Raw genomic sequence first — 15,600 nt, forward strand, 5'->3', positions numbered from 1 at the left:
CGAGCCTCACCGTCGGCTGACGCTGGCGCCATGAAAACCCTACCCTGAACCCTGACGGGGGCGGCGAACACTGAACCCTAACCAGAGGTGACGGCCACATAGACCGTCCCAGCGCCACACTTTATTGATCGCGTGACTTTTTCTTGGCCGAAGGCTGACCGCGCAGCAGGCGTTGATCGGGTACCAGACGATCTCCACGAAGGCCATAGCGATCGCGCCGTCCGAGGCACGCATGGCCAGGCCGTCCGATGCGTCTTCGGGGCCGAGAACGCGGCAGAGGTTGATCGCCTCGCTCACACCGTTGGCGGACCGCTCCATTTTGAGACAACGCTTTAGGCACGGCCGCCCGAGCCGCGTCGATTTGCGCTTCTCGACGCGACGTTGTCGCAAAAACGCCCCCATAGACGTGGCAAGCGATCCTGCCGAAAGGCCGGCGCGACGGCCTTCATGGTGGACGAGGTCAGCATGAGCGGCACGCACTCGACGGCTTTTCGCAAGGATATTCAGGGCCTTCGCGCCATAGCGGTCCTCAGCGTGGTGGCGTTCCACACCTCGCTCAGCCGATACATTCCCGGAGGCTTCACCGGCGTCGACGTCTTTTTCGTGATCTCAGGCTTCCTGATCACCAGCATCCTGATGAAGGAGACCGCCCGGGGCTCCTTCTCGTTGTTGGGGTTCTACGACCGGCGCATCCGCCGGATCATTCCCGCCCTTACGGCCATGCTCGCCTTCACCCTGCTGGCCGGGCTCGTGCTGCTGTCGCCCGACGCTCTGCAGGATCTTTCGCGTAGCGCCGTGGCGGCGGTGCTGTTCGCGTCGAACATCAACTTCGTCCTGACCGCCGACTATTTCGGACCGGACGCCGAGCTGGCGCCGCTTCTCCACACCTGGTCCTTGGCGGTGGAGGAGCAGTTCTATGTCCTGTTCCCGCTCGTCATCTTCGCCCTGCGAAACGCGCCGCGCCGCGTTCTCGAGGTCGTGCTGCTGATCGGCCTTGCGGCGTCGCTGGCGATCAGCGTCGTATTCAGCAGCCGATATCCGACAGCCGCCTTTTATCTGGCCCCCACACGCGCCTTCGAGTTGCTGATCGGCGCCTTCCTGGCTGTTCGCCCGCGGATGATGGCGGAGTGGAAGCCATCGTGGCGAGACATCGCCTCGCTGGTTGGCCTGGCGATGATCGGCTTGTCGTTCTTCGTCATCACCACGCACACGGTTTTCCCGGGCTATGCGGCCCTGCTGCCCTGTCTCGGCGCGGCGCTCGTCATCGGCGCCGGTGTCAACGGGGAGTCGCTGGGCGGGCGGATCATCAGTTCGCCGGCCTTCGTGGGCGTCGGCAATCTGTCCTACTCCCTCTATCTCTGGCACTGGCCGCTTCTGGTTTTCGCGCGACACCTCAGCCTCGGCGCTCCGTCGCCCTGGGTAGAGGGCGGCGCCGTGTTTCTGTCTTTCGTCGCGGCCTACGCATCCTGGCGTTGGATCGAACGACCGTTTGTTCGGGCGATGCCCTCCCTGAACGCCGTTCCGATCGGCCTCGGGGTGATGGCGGCGCTCATCGCGGCGGCGATCACGCCCTATCTGCTGCGGGGCCTGCCCCAACGTTTCGACGCGCGGAGCCTGGCCTATTTCGCCGCCTCCGAGGATTCCAATCCCCGCCGCAAGCGTTGCCACAGCTCTGGGCGACAGATTCCCTATGAGGCCAACTGCGTGTTCGGCGCGGCGGGCTCGCCGCCGGCGATCGCGGTTTGGGGCGACAGCCACGGCGCGGAGCTGTCCGTCGCCCTGGGGTCGCGCCTGGCGAGCCAGGGCCGAGGCGTGATGGAGATCACAACGTCCGCCTGCCCCCCGTCGATCGGCTTTGCATCGCGCGAGACCAAGGGTTGCCAAGCCCACAACCGCCAGACCCTGGATCGGTTGGTGGCCGACCCACGAATTCGGGAAGTCGTGTTGACCGCCAACTTCGCCATCTATCCCAGGGCGGACTGGCCCACCCTGATCGGCGGTTATCAGCAGGCGGTGCGCGAGTTGCGGCGGGCCAACAAGAGGGTCGTTCTGATCGAGCCCATGGCCATATTCCACTACGATCCGCCGAGCGCCGTTGGCCTATTGCGCGCCTGGAAAGAGAACCCCGCCGCTTGGGGGCTCTCGATGGCCGAGTACCAGCGGAGAAACCGGCCCTTCATTGACATGATCGCGCGGCTCGACACCGAGAGTGGCGTCAGCAGCGTCAAGACGGCCGCGGCGCTCTGCAAACCTCAGCTCTGTCCCGCGCTGGGCCCCACGGGCGAGGTGCTCTATTTCAACGATCGGCATATCAGCCTGGCGGGCGCAAGGATTCTGGCGCGCGCCGTGCCGGTGGCGTGAGCCCTGATCGACGAGGCGCTAGCGATCGGCCTGCGGAGCTTCCCGCCACCTCGACGCGGCGCCGGCGCCTCCCGCGGCGGTCAGGCCAGAGCGCAGCACCGCCATCAGGTCGGTTAGGAACGCCCGTCGCCTGAATCGCCAGAGGTCTCGGTCGCGATACCCTCCCGCGAGGACCAGGGCCCGAAGGGCCGCCAGACGGCGCGCCAGGGAACCGAACTGCAGGACCGCGGCGCGGAGGAGAAGCCTCCGCTCCAGGCCCCGAAAGCGAATGAGAACGCTCTGAACGCCGGCCGTGTCGAAGGGGCCGAAATCCCCCGCCACCGCCATCAACATTCGAACGCGGTCCTGCGCCGCCCCGATCTGGATTTCGAGTTTTGCCGGCGCGAGCGCGCCGATCGCAGGCGGCGAGGGCGCGCGGGCGTTTCGCCCGCCTCCCACGGGCGCTCCGAACGCGTTGGCGCCATGCTGGCGATATTGGACCAACCGATCCGGCAGCAGCGTCACCTTTCCCAGCACAGCCGCCATGAACGCGATCCAACGATCGTGGCCCATCGCTTCCCCGGACTGGAAATGGCTCTTTGAGGTAATCCACAAGTCCTTGTGCCGGAGCAGGCTCGCCCGGAAGGTCTGCGACAGGCCGTACAACAGGCACCAAGGGCCCTTGGCGGTCAGAACATCGAAGTCGCCACTCCTGGCCTCCCCCTGGTCCAGCGTGCCGATCACCTCGCCCGCCTCATCGATAAGCTCAAGCTGGTGAACCACCAGCAGGATGGAGGGATCATCGAAGGCGCTCGCGACACGGCTCAGCTTCTCAGGGCGCCACACGTCGTCCTGATCGCAGAAGCTGATCAGCTCCCCCCTGGCCAGGGTCGCCGCCTGCATGAAATTCGCCCGATAACCGAGGCGCGCGCGGTTGCGCTGGATAACGACGGGAAAGGCGGCCTGTCTGGCGAACCGATGGAGAAGCTCGATCGTTTCGTCGGAAGAGCCGTCATCGCAGACAATCAACTCAAATGGAGGTTGCGTCTGTCTTGCGAGACTCAGGAGCTGATCTTCAAGGAAGCGGCCGCCGTTGAAGGTCGCCATGACGACGGAGATGTTCGGCATTTGGCTGTATCAAGGCCTCACGGCTATCGAACGCCGTTCTTCGAACTTCTACTTTTCATTTTCCTGAATGTCGAATCTCCGAGGGTATCGGGCTCGCCGGACTACTCAGCGGGTCGCGGCGACGCCAGGTCGCGCAATGTCGAAAAAGAGTTAACGCAGCGTCTTGTCGCGTTAACCGTTCGCGCGCACGCTGATCTCAGGTGAACCAAAAACCCGAGGTGGACCATGACGGGCTTGGTGTTCCGGATTAACGCGACTCCGATCAGCTGGGACGAGGCCGTCGCCCTCCCCGCCGGGTCGGGCGTCCTGGCCACCTTCGACGAGGTGGTTTCGACCGGCTTCATCGACGTCCTTGCGCCCAGCTATCTCATTCCGGGACCGTTCGAGGACTATCCCAACCTCGCGGCGATCGGATGGGTCAACGACGAGTTCGGCGGCTCCGGCGCCGACCTGACCTTCGTGGGCTATGGCGACGACGTCGCTGGCGCGTTCGGCAGCGTCTACAGCTACGTGACCAAGGTCTCCGGGCGGCTGGTGGGCACGAGCGGGGCTGACATCCTCTACCTCACCGCGCCGGGAACGGCGGAGGGCGGGGCCGGCGCCGACCATCTGTGGGGCTCGAGCGGCGCGGATACCTTGCTCGGCGGCGCGGGCAGCGACCGCATCTGGTCCAGAGCCGGAGCCGATCTCATCGAAGACGGCGCCGGGGTGGATTTCGTCACCGCCTCGCGAGAGGCCTGGATCAAGGCGACGCTCGACGGCGAGGGCGACTTTTTCAACGGCGGCAAGCTCGACTACAGCCGGGCGACGCAAGCGATCACCGTGACCGAGTTCGGCGTCGACGGTTACGGCGCGATGACGGTTTCCAGCGCTGAAGTGGGCGACGACAGCATCACCGCCTCCACGCGACTGGTGACCGGAAGCGGCGACGACGACGTCTACTGGCGCAGCGGCGAGGACCTGGTCACCGGCAGCGGCGACGACGTCGTGGTGGCGGGCCTGGAAGGTTTCCCGGCCCCCTTTGTCGATCTGGGCGCCGGCGACGATGAAATCACCTTCGGGTACGGCGGTGGGCGCGCCGTGGGTGGGGCGGGCGACGATCTGCTTCGCTACATTCGGGATCCGGGTGCGCCGCTCTCCGGCGCCGAGTTCACCGGCGGCGCCGGACATGACACCTTCGCCGTCGACTGGGTTGCGGGTGAGGGACGCATCGTGATCTGGGACTTCGCCCTGAGCGGGTCCGGTTCCGACACCTTCAGACTCGAATCCTCACTGGACGGCGTGGAAAGCGTTCTCGAAGCGCGCGACGAGGGTTACCTGCGCCTCCGGCAAGCTGGAGGCTACACCACGCTCCAGATCGACGAGAACGGGGGCGGCGACGGCTATGTCGACGCCGTGCAGTTCAAGGGCAATCTCGGCTCGGCGCTGTGGGATCACGTCATCCTCGCCTAAAGACTGCACGCCTCGTCCTTTTTGGCCTCCCAGCGCCGACGCGGTAAGATCGCGTTCGAGATTTTGCGGTAGAACATCTCCCGGCGGACGTCGCAGCCTCGCCATGGCTGTCGCCGCGCGCCGCCGGGGATTTCGATCGAGGCCTCATATGACCGTGGAAAAGCCCACGCCGGCCTGGCAGGACGCAGCCTACGTCGCCTGGTTCGTCCTCAAGTGGCTGTTGCTTCTGCCGGTGATGTGCGTCGTCGCTCTCTTCGCCATCGTCATGGGCCGCCGCCCTAGACAGACGCCCTAGGGCGCCCGCCCAGAGGCGGCGCGACGCCGCGTCAATCTCGAAGCGTCCAGGCGATGATGCTGTCGTCCGTGGCGGGCGAGGCGAGATAGGAGCCGCCGGCCGAGGTGGCGCTCAGATATTGCCGCCCGTCCTTGCCGCGCCAGGTGATCGGCGTGTTGTGGGCGCTGGCCCCCAGCTTCACCGTCCAGACTTCCTTGCCGGTCTTGGAATCGAAGGCGCGCAGGCGGGAGTCGTCGGCCGCGCCGATGAAGACCAAACCACCGGCGGTGACCATGGGACCGCCCACGTTCGGACGCCCGGTCTCCTTCTTGCCCTCGGGCATGGAGTCGGTCAGGCCGAGCGGGACCTTCCAGGCGATGTCGCCGGTGTTGACGTTCACCGCCACCAGCGTGCCCCACGGCGGCTGCTGGCACATCAGCTTGTTCTTGTTGTCGGAAAACCAGCTGTTCGGGCTGGCCCCGCTGTCGATCGAGCCGTCGGACTTCCTGACCAGGTTTTCGACGCTGCCGACCTCGCTCATGTTGATCACGTAGAGACCGTTGACGGCGTCGAACGCCGCCCCGCCCCAATTGGCGCCGCCGCCGCTGCCGGGGAAGCGGATCGTGGAAGCTTCCCATTTCAACGGCTCGAACATGACCGAACCCGAGAGTTTCTCATCCTCGATACGCTTGCGGCAGAAGGTCTCTAGTTCGGGCGTCAAGGTGACCACGTCCTTGGTCAGGTCGAAACCCTGGCGCGCCAGGGGCGGCGGCTTGGACGGCACCGGCTGGGTCTTCCAGCTCTGCTCTCCGGGAACCGTGCTCTGAGGAACCGGCGTCTCCTTCACCTCATAGATCGGCTTGCCGGTGACGCGATCGAGGATGAACAGCAGGCCGCTCTTGCTGATCGCCCCTACCGCCGGGATCGTCCGCCCGCCCCGCTTGACATTGAAAAGCACCGGCTGGGCCGGCAGGTCGTGGTCCCAGATATCGTGGTGGATGGTCTGGTAGTGCCACAGGCGCTTGCCGGTCTTGGCGTCGAGGGCGACCAGCGAATTGGCGAACAGGTTGGCGCCCTTGCGGTCCCCGCCGAACCGGTCGACCGCCGGGGCGGCGATGCCCAGGAACACCACGCCGCGCTTGTCGTCGACGGTCAGCAGATTCCACACATTGACGCCGGACCGCTGCAGGGTGCTGCCCGCCTCCCAGGTGTCGAAACCGAACTCGCCTTCACGCGGCACGGTGTGGAAGGTCCAGACCTGCTTGCCGGTGCGCGCATCCCAGGCCCGCACGTCGCCCGCCGCACCCTTTGTGGGCCGCTCCTGCACCCGCGAGCCGGTGATGATCAGGTTGCCATAGACGATCGGCGGCGCGCTCATGCCCAGGGCGGCGTTCGGCAGACCATTCATGACCTCGGGCGTCTTCATATTGACGACGCCGGCTTCGCCGAAGCCCTCGGCCGGCTTGCCGTCGGCCGCGTTGAGCGCGATCAGCTTGCCGGCGGTGGTGCCGAACACGATCCGCGGCGCCAGCTTGCCGTCGCCCGGCCAGTATTCGACGCCGCGGGCGCCGGGGCTCTCGGTTCCTGGCGTCGTGTAGACCCATTTCTCGGTCCCGGTCTGGGCGTCGAGCGCCACGACGCGGCGATAGGGCGTGACCACGTACATCACGCCGTCGACCACCAACGGCGTCGCCTGGGTGCCCATCATGCGCGGCGCCTCGGCCGGCTTCATGTGATAGGTCCAGGCCACCTGCAGCTTGTCGACATTGGCGGGGGTGATGTCCTTCAGCGGCGAGAACCGCTGGCCGCCGGCGTCGTGGTTGTGCGTCGGCCAGTCGTTGGCCGACGGGGGCGCGGCGAGGGCGCCGAACCCCATCAGGGACGAGCCGATCAAGGCCGAGGCGGCGGCGAGCAGCAGAGGTTTCATGGGCAAGGCTCCTGTCAGGCCGCGGCCGCGCCGGGCGCGTCCTCGGCGGCCAGCTGCTCGTCCGGATCGACGAACAGCCAGGCTATGGCGCCGACCACCAGCAAGGCGGCGGCGAACACGAAAGAGGCGGTCCAGCCGAACCGATCGGCGATCACCGGCGTCAGCGAGGCGGTGATCACGCCGCCGATCTGGTTGCCCATGTTCATCAGGCCGGAGACCGAGCCCGAGGAGTGGCCGCCGATATCGGCCGAGAGGGTCCAGAACGCGCTCTGCGAGAGGTAGAGCGCGCCGGCGCCCCCGGCCAGGAACAGACTGGCCACGCGGGCATCGGCCGCCTGGGTCGCCAGGGCCACGAAGACGGCGCAGAGGGCCAGGGAGGCCGCCGCGGTCCAGCACCGCCCCACCCGCTTGCCGTAGCGCGGGGTCAGCACGTCCGACAGCCAGCCGCCGAGCGGCGAGCAGATGGCCATCATGATGAAGGGCAGCATGCCGTAGACGGCGCTCGACTTCAGATCCAGGCCGCGCACGCTCGACAGGTACTTGAAGAACCAGGTGAAGAAGATCCAGGCGACGTAGCCATAGGTGAAGTAGCTGAGCGTCAGCAGCGCCACCGGCCGGTTTCGCAGGATGGCCAGCCATGAGGCCGGCTTGGCGCCCGCCTTGGCCGCCGGCGCGCCGGCGGCGATATAGGCCGCCTCCTCCGGCTTCACCCAGGGGTGCTGCTCGGGCCGATCGCGCACGATCATCATCCACAGGCCCAGAATGACGACGCCGATGGCGGCCGAAACATAGAAGGCCGAATGCCAGCCGTGGTTGGTGATCAAATAGACGATCAGAGGCGGCGCGACCCCCGCGCCGATGCCAACGCCGGCGAAGATGATCCCATTGGCGAGACCCCGCTCCTGGCGCGGCACCCAGGATGAGACCAGACGGTTACTGGCCGGGAAGATCACCGCTTCGCCGACCCCGAGTACGAAGCGCACGCCCATCAGGGCGGTCAGCGACCAGACGAATCCGGTGGGAACCGCCGCCGTCGCCGCCGTGAAGATGCTCCACCAGATCAGGCCGACGGCGACCACGCGGTAGGGGCCGAAGCGGTCGACGATGCGGCCGGCCATCGGCTGGGTGAAGGCGTAGCCCAGGGCGAAGGCGCTGAACACGCCCCCCAGCTGGGGGTTGGACAGCTTGAAGGCGTCCTGAATGGCGGTGGCGGCGATCGAGATGTTGTTGCGGTCGAGGTACGACACCGCCGCCACCACGAACATCCAGAACACCAGGACCCAGCGCGTCTTGCCGACCGCCATAGCCGCCTCCCTTGGCCCGCCTAACGGACCATTCTTTTTGTCATTCGCCTGAGCCCTGGCGGCTCAGACGTCGTCCCACAGGCTGACGTGGAAATCCTTGTCCGCCAGACAGCTCTCGATGCCCGCCCAAGCCGCCTCGTGCTCCGACGACGCGACCCAGGCCTGGCGCAGGTCTTCGCTCTGGTAGGTCAGTTGGAAACGGTAGCCCACGTGCTCCGGCAGCCCGGCGCCCTGAAGGATGCCGCGCAGCCGCAGCATCTTCACCTCGATGAAGCCCTCGAACCCCGCCGCTGTCGGCCTGAACCGATCGCGGAAATGCTCGAGCATGGCCTGCTCGCGGGCGGGGTCCACCTTCAGGTCGCAGTAAAGCACGATCGGGCGGACCACCGTTTCCTCCCCAAAGCCTACGGGTACAGCGGCTTCTCGCCGGCGACGGCCAGCTTGAGCCGATACACATTACCGGCGCCCATGATGTAGGCGGTCTTCAGGTCCGGGCCGCCCCAGGCGAGGTTGGCCTGCGCGCGGTCCGGCGTCTTCAGCTGGCCGAGCACCTTGCCCTCGGGGCTGATGATGCGGATGCCGCCGGGGCCCGAGGTCCAGACGTTGCCGGCGCTGTCGACCTTCAGCCCGTCCGGCACATCGATGGGGTTGGGCTTCGGGTATTCGATGAAGGTCTTGCCGTTCGACACGGTCCCCTTCGCCAGATCCACGTCATAGACCCGGACGTACATGTCCGGCTCGCAGTTGGAGACGTAGAGCTTCTTGCCGTCCGGCGAGAAGCCGATGCCGTTCGGGCGCGGCATGTCGGTGATCACGGCGGTGATCTTGCCGTCCTTCACCCGGTAGACGGCGTTGAACTTGGCTTCCTTGGCCGGATCCTTGTCCTGGCCGAGCATGCCGTAGGGCGGATCGGTGATCCACAGCGAGCCGTCCGGCGCGAAGAGCAGGTCGTTCGGGCTGTTGAACTGCTTGCCCTGGTCGTTCTTCGACAGGAAGGGCGTCACCGCCAGGGTCTTGGTGTCGACGCGGACGATGTCGCGCGCGCCATGGCGGTTCATCAGGACCGTGCCGTCCTTGTCGAGGACCATGCCGTTGGAACCCTGGAACGAACCGGGCGGGGTCACGTCCTTGCCGCCGGCGTGCTCGATCAGCACCCGGTCCTTGCCGTCGGCGCCGATGGCGTGGAGCGTGTTCCCGGTCAGATCGGAGAACCAGAGCTCGCCGTTGACCCAAAGCGGGCCTTCGGTGAAGCCGTAGCCGCCGCCGATCTTTTCCAGCACCGCGCCTTGCGGGATCACGGCGTCCAACGCCGGGTCCATGCGCTCTATAGAGCTGCCTTCCGCAGCCACCGCGGTCGGCGCCTCGGCCTTCTTCTCCGGCGAGCAGGCGGCCAGGCCGCCGACCAGGGCCAGGCCCGCCACCGCCGCCAACAGGGTGTTTTTCGAGATCATCTTCACTGCATATCCTTCTCTCGAGGCCTTTCTGCAAACGTTGTCATTCGGCATGGCTTGTCAACGCCGCGCCGGTTTCGAGGCGGGCGGCGCGGGCAGTGGCGTCGGCGCGACATTGGACGCCTCCAGCCCTTCGGCGATGGCCGGGGGCGGCTGCGGCCGATTGGGGTTCGGGGCCGGAGGGGCCCGGTTCGGGTCGGGCGGCGTCGGGTTCAGCCGGGCCACATAGAGCCACTTCTGACGCTGGTCAGAGAGGTTGTAGGCGGCGTGCACCGTCTGGCCGTTCGGCGGCGCCAGCAGCCCCTGGTTTTCCTTCCACCAGCGAATCTCGCTGCCGATCTGCATCAGCGAGCGGCCGGGCGAGGCCTTGATCCACACCTCGTCCTGCTCAGGCGTGTGGGCGTGCGGGCCGGCGATGGTCATCGGCGCCATGTAGACGATGTAGACGCGGTCGCCGGCGAACAGGCCGTCGCGCTCGCCGACCAGCACGTACTTGGCGAAGTTGTTCCAGTGCACGTTGCGCTCGGTCATCGCCATCTTCTCGACGTCGCGCACGATCATCTCGGTCTTCGGCGTCACGCCCGGCTGCACCGGAATCTCGACCGTCAGCATCTTGAGAGGCTTGTCGCCGATGACCTGGAAGCGATGGCCGACATTCGGCGGGGCCAGCATCAGGAAGCCGGGCTTCACGTTCCAGAACGACTTGCCGTCATCGAGCCGGGCTTCGCCCTCCTCGACGTAGAACACCATCTGGCTGCTGCTCTTGCCGAGGGCGGTCGTCTCGCCGGGCTGCACGGTCGCCAGGGCGACCTCCTTGTAGTAGCGCAGCACCTTGCCGTTGGCGCCCGGCTTCAGGGCGTCGCCCTCCTCCAGGATCGTTCGCTTGAGGCCGACGTCGAGAAAGATCTTCGGCATGCCCTGATCGGCGTCGCCGATGAAGCGGTTGACGTCGACGCCCGTCGCCATGTTCGACGGCGGCTCGGTGGGGCGCGGCGGCGGGTTCGCGGCCGGCGCCTGGGCCAGGGCCGTCCCCGTCAGCGATAGCGAGGCGACACCGGCCATCAGGCCGGCCATGAGCAGAGCTTTCACGCGTTTTCTCCGTTCGGCCGTTGACCGGCCGTCTGACTGCTTATCGACCGGCCTTGGGCGCGGCATAGGTGTAGGTGGTGCTCCAGGTCACCGTCTGGCCGGGCGCGGCGGTGAGGGTGACGAAGGGCTCGGCCGAGACCGTCGGGCGGATCGACCAGACATTGAAGGCCGACAGCGGCCGGTCGGCCACCGCCACATAGCCGGCGCCGGCGGCGTTGGTGATGCTGAATCGATTGTCGGCCGCGCCGGTCCCGAAGCCGCCGAGGACGGCCATCACGGTCTGGCCGTCCGCCAGGCCGCGGCCGAAGACCAGGCGATTGCCGTCCAGCGCCGCCGCGTCGCCGCGAGGAGGTCGGCTCGCGGTCAGGGCGAAGGGCGTTTCGACCGTCAGGCCAGGACCGGTGGGCGAGCCGCCGAGGGTCAGGAAATTGTGGTTGAAGGTCGTGGTCGTGATCGCCTTGGCGCCGGTGTTCTTCAGGCTGTGCTCGATCACCATCTCGGGCTTGCCGGGAACCAGCCGCACCGTCTTCGAATAGACGTAGCCCCAGCCGCTGGCCGGGTTCGACAACGTATGGATCGCGGTGACCCGGTCACGGGCGGTCGTGGTTTTCCAGCCGCCGCCGTCGAGGATGTCGTAGAGGCGGAACGAGTTGTAGGCCTGCCCGTCCTCGGGCTTCTTCAACAGCCCGACGCCGATCTTCAGGAAGGCGCCGCCCGGCGCGGCCTCCTTGAACCCCGGCGGATTGTCGGGATCGAAGGCTTCCGCGGGACCGAGGATGGAGGTGTTGGGGCCGGCCACCACCTTGCCTTCGTGAAAGACGAAATCGCGCACATTGGCCGCGGTCTGGTCGAACCACAGGCCGTAGTACTCCTGACCGCCGAGCGTCAGGCTGGAGACGATGCCGGACCAGTCGAAGCGGGTGGCGCGATAGAACCCGGACTTGGCGTCCGGCGTCAGCACGGTCGCCTTGAGGACGCCGTTGCCGATCTCGACCTTCGGCGCGGCCGCGAGGGCGGCGGCGGCCGAGACGGGATTTTCCGGCGGAGGCGGCGGCGCGGGTTGTGCCTCGGCTGTCATCGGCGCCCCGATCAGAGTGATCGCCGCGAACGGCGCGATGGAGAGCAGACGCGCGAGCCCGTCGCGCCCAGGACGCAGGACGTCTCGCACTTGGCCCTCCCCGGTCAGGCGACGGTTTCGCCGCTTAGCTGTAATCGTTCGCATGCTGTACCGCCCCCCTGTCAAGCGATGCGGGGAGGAAGGCTAGATCGACACCATCCCTCCCCGCTCCGAATGCTAGAGGCGGAACCGCAGGCCGACGGTCACATAGCGGCCGATCACGTCGTAAAGGGCGCGATTGGTGGGGAACTGCAGGCCCGGATTGGCCGAGTCGGCGACAAGCGGCGGATCGACATTGAAGAGGTTCTGAACGGTCAGGAACCCTTCGTACTGTTGGGCGTCGCCGAACTTATAGTTCACGTTCACGTCGGTGTAGTGAACGTTCGGATTGTAGGCGTAATTGGTGAAGATCTGGGTGATCGAACGCCGGGTCTCGCCCGTCCAACGCTCGGCCAGACGGATGCTGAGCGGGCCGTTCGTATAGTTGGCCTCGACGGTGCCGCTCAGGCGCGGGTTGTTGCCTGTGGCCAGGTTGTTGACCGTCGGCTGGGTCGGGCTCGGCTTCGAACGCATCGCCGTCAGCACCGAGGCCAGGCCTCGGATTTCCAGCTGGCCGCTCCAGCTGCTGACAATGTTGTCCAGCGGGAAGCGATATGCGGCTTCGACGTCTAGGCCCGACTGGAAGATCTTCGCCTGGTTGCGCTGGACGTTGATCACCCGCGTCATGTTGTTCGCCGCGCTGCGGTCGGAGAACGGCAGCGGACGAATGATGAAGGCGCAGGACGGCGCCGTGCCGTTGCTGGCCTCGCATTCCTGGTTGAGCAGGCCCTGGCCGGCGGTGCCGATGGCGTCCTCGATCAACAGGCTGTAGCCGTCCACCGAGGCGGTGAAGCCCGGCAGGAAGCTCGGGGAATAGACCACGCCGCCGACGACCATCGAGCCGACTTCCGGCTTCAGATCGGGGTTGCCGCCGTTCTGGTTGATGTACGAGGCCGACCGGCCGGTGTGCAGGTCGAGGTCGAGGTTGGCGGTGACCTGGGTGCCCTGGAACAGCTGGTAGAGCGACGGCGCGGTGATGTCGCGCGAGACCGTGGTGCGCAGGCGCAGGTCGGTGAACGGCTGATAGATCACCCCGACTTTCCAGGTCTTCACCCTGCCGGAGGTCGAATAGTCGGTGGCGCGAATGGCGGTGTTCAGGTCCAGGGCCTGGGCGAAGGGCAAGTCCTTCAGGATCGGCACCGCCACTTCAACGTAGGCTTCCTTCACGCTGACCTCGCCCGACGCGACGCCGATGTTGGTGAAGTTGGAGATCAGGGCGTTGATGCCGCCGGAGGGCGTGAGGGGCACGCCGCGGATGCCGGTGTAATCGACGAACGGCGCCGTGGCCGGATCGGTGTTGCTGGTCTGGCGAAGCGTCTGCTTGCGCGCCTCGGCGCCGACAGCGATGGAGACCGGGCCGGCCGGCAGTTCGAACAGGTCGCCGCTGAGGTTCGCCGAGACGATCTGCATCTCGTTGACGGCCTGGTACTGCGAACGGCCCATCACCCAGGCGATGGATTCGGCCGACGGCGAGCCGACGCCGAAAATGTTCATCGGCTTGCAGCCCGGCAGCAGCCCCGGGTTCCGCACGGTCACGCCGCAGACGATATTGCCCGCGCCGTCGTTCACCGCGTCGACGGCGGCGTAGAAGCGGCGGGTGTTGAACTCGTTGACGTTGGTGCGCAGGTAGTTGCGGCCCCAGACGTAGTTGGCGTCCCACTTCCAGTTGCGCCCGAGGGCGTCGAAATCGCCGTCGAGGCCGACATTGATGCTGCCGGTGTCGTTGAGGCTGTCACCCTTGTACTGCGGGGTGTCCATCATGCCGATCCGCGACAGGGTGAAGCTGTCGGTCGCGCCCATGGCGGTGACCACTTCCGGGCGCAGATAGGCGTTGTCCTTGAAGATGGTGATGCCGTTCTGCGAGCCGGCGTAGTGCTCGTCCCAGCGGATATCGAGCTTGTTGCGGGATTGGGCCGCGGCGAACTGGGCGTGGGCGTTGATGCGGTCGGTCACCTGATAGCTGATGCGGCCGAAGGCCTGATCGGTCTGCAGGCCCGACACCATGGTGGTGTTGGTCCAATAGGCCCCGCCGCCGCCGATCGAATAGGTGGCGTTGGTGGTCGGGGCGCCGACGGCCATGCGCTGGATGGCGCCGCCCGGCAGGAACTCGTAACCGGCCAATGGCCCGGTGTTGATGTAGCCGCCGAAGGTCACGCCCGCGAAGCGAACCCCCTCGAAGGTGGTGATGCGGGCGCGGCGGTCGGGATCGCCGGCCGGGGCCGGGGCGCTGGTGTACTGGATGAACTTGCGGCCGTTCTCTCGGTCGCTGGCCAGGATCGGGTCGGACTCGAAATGCTCGACCGAACCTTCGATATGGCCCCGGCCGCCGGCGAAGCTCGTGCCCGCCGCCAAGGTCGCCTTGTAGGAGGCGGCGTCGCCATGGGTGGAGAGACCGGTCTGGATGCCGCCCTTCACGCCTTTGAAGGTCTTGTCGAGGATGAAGTTCACGACCCCGACCATGGCGTCGGAGCCATAGGCGGCCGAGGCGCCGCCGGTCACCACGTCGACGCGCTGCACCAGCGCCTGCGGCAGGGTGTTGATGTCGACGCCGCCGGCGAAGCTGGTCGGCGGCACTCGCACGCCGTCCAGCAGGATCAGGCTGCGGGTGGTGCCCAGGTTACGCAGGTTCAGGTAGTTGCCCTGGTTCGGGCTGTTGGCGTTCCAGGTCACGGATCGCGAGTTCGACTGCGAGCCGCGGAAGATCGGCAGCTGATTGAGGGCGTCCGGGATGTTGGACGGCGCCCGGGCGAGCAAGGCGTCGGCCGTGACCGTGGTGACCGGCGTCGGGGCCTGGAAGCCGTCGCGCACGATGCGCGAGCCGGTGACCACGACCTCCTCGACGTTGGCGGTGTCGGCATCGGCGGCGGCGGACGTCGTGGACTGGGCGAAGGCCGGGGCGGCGACGGCGATCAGGCTGACGCCGCCGAGCAGGCTCGCGACGAACGTAATCGTTTTCATTTCTCCCCCTATATTTTTTATGAGCCGGTCAACATCGGCCGTGGCGGGATTAGTGAGCGCGACTGAAAACGTTGTCAATACGGTGTATACGAGAGGCGCCTCTCGTCCACATGGCCAAGCTTTCCCTGGAAAGACAACAAGCTAGAGTGTGGGCGGCCACTTTCCGGCGCGACCGTCGAATTTTTTCCCATCAGCCGTCCAGCCCTACCGGGCGACGGCGTGACCGACGAACGGGGAGTTGGCGCGACCACCGCGCGCGGCTCAAAGCTGGCGCCGGCCGGCATGGGCGGGAGCCTGTTCGCGGGCCTCCGCCCCTAACGCAATCGGGCCTGCCTCGCGGAAGCCTCGGCGCAAGATTTCAGGAGGACTGCACCTGGAGGGCGCTTGGTCGCCCATTGTCGCGACTCGGCGCCAAGCCCCCCCGCCCGGCTCATCTTTGGCCGGTCTGATGCTTGCTTTGC

Annotated in this window: 11 protein-coding genes; 3 read left to right on the forward strand and 8 right to left on the reverse strand. The window is 66.7% G+C overall.

Annotated elements, in window-relative coordinates:
- Nucleotides 1-465 precede the first annotated feature (465 nt).
- A complete protein-coding gene (locus ACFLIT_RS06490) occupies nt 466-2,361 on the forward strand; it encodes an acyltransferase family protein (protein WP_479910395.1) in 1,896 nt (631 codons plus the stop codon).
- 18 nt (nt 2,362-2,379) lie between these two features.
- On the opposite strand, the gene ACFLIT_RS06495 is transcribed toward ACFLIT_RS06490, so the two are convergent.
- Nucleotides 2,380-3,468, reverse strand: a complete 1,089-nt coding sequence (locus ACFLIT_RS06495) for a glycosyltransferase (protein WP_479910396.1) — start codon at nt 3,466-3,468, stop codon at nt 2,380-2,382.
- A gap of 225 nt (nt 3,469-3,693) precedes the next feature.
- Between ACFLIT_RS06495 and ACFLIT_RS06500 the strand changes: the two genes are divergently transcribed.
- Both ACFLIT_RS06500 and ACFLIT_RS06505 read left to right on the forward strand, forming a co-directional pair.
- Complete coding sequence (locus ACFLIT_RS06500; protein WP_479910397.1) at nt 3,694-4,920, forward strand: calcium-binding protein; 1,227 nt, start codon at nt 3,694-3,696, stop codon at nt 4,918-4,920.
- Nucleotides 4,921-5,068: 148 nt separating this feature from the next.
- Entirely contained in the window at nt 5,069-5,215 is a 147-nt protein-coding gene (locus ACFLIT_RS06505; protein ID WP_479910398.1) for a hypothetical protein, read from the forward strand.
- A 31-nt stretch (nt 5,216-5,246) separates the two neighbouring features.
- Here the strand turns inward: ACFLIT_RS06505 and ACFLIT_RS06510 are convergent, their stop codons facing one another.
- From ACFLIT_RS06510 to ACFLIT_RS06540, 7 genes are all read right to left on the reverse strand, one after another.
- Complete coding sequence (locus tag ACFLIT_RS06510) at nt 5,247-7,121, reverse strand: pyrroloquinoline quinone-dependent dehydrogenase (RefSeq protein ID WP_479910399.1); 1,875 nt, start codon at nt 7,119-7,121, stop codon at nt 5,247-5,249.
- A 14-nt stretch (nt 7,122-7,135) separates the two neighbouring features.
- The gene (locus ACFLIT_RS06515; RefSeq protein ID WP_479910400.1) at nt 7,136-8,425 is read right to left on the reverse strand and encodes an MFS transporter; all 1,290 of its coding nucleotides are present in this window, start codon (nt 8,423-8,425) and stop codon (nt 7,136-7,138) included.
- A gap of 63 nt (nt 8,426-8,488) precedes the next feature.
- On the reverse strand, nt 8,489-8,812 hold the full coding sequence (locus tag ACFLIT_RS06520; RefSeq protein ID WP_479910401.1) for a hypothetical protein: 324 nt from the start codon (nt 8,810-8,812) through the stop codon (nt 8,489-8,491).
- Nucleotides 8,813-8,829: 17 nt separating this feature from the next.
- Nucleotides 8,830-9,876: an SMP-30/gluconolactonase/LRE family protein gene (locus tag ACFLIT_RS06525; RefSeq protein ID WP_479910402.1), complete on the reverse strand. Its 1,047-nt coding sequence runs from the start codon at nt 9,874-9,876 to the stop codon at nt 8,830-8,832.
- Between the two features lie 60 nt (nt 9,877-9,936).
- A complete protein-coding gene (locus ACFLIT_RS06530) occupies nt 9,937-10,965 on the reverse strand; it encodes a cupin domain-containing protein (RefSeq protein WP_479910403.1) in 1,029 nt (342 codons plus the stop codon).
- 40 nt (nt 10,966-11,005) lie between these two features.
- Nucleotides 11,006-12,133, reverse strand: a complete 1,128-nt coding sequence (locus tag ACFLIT_RS06535) for a hypothetical protein (RefSeq protein WP_479910404.1) — start codon at nt 12,131-12,133, stop codon at nt 11,006-11,008.
- A gap of 126 nt (nt 12,134-12,259) precedes the next feature.
- Nucleotides 12,260-15,139: a TonB-dependent receptor plug domain-containing protein gene (locus ACFLIT_RS06540; RefSeq protein ID WP_479910405.1), complete on the reverse strand. Its 2,880-nt coding sequence runs from the start codon at nt 15,137-15,139 to the stop codon at nt 12,260-12,262.
- Between the last annotated feature and the right edge of the window lie 461 nt (nt 15,140-15,600).

The sequence above is a fragment of the Caulobacter sp. HJHS_5 genome, assembly GCF_056683955.1.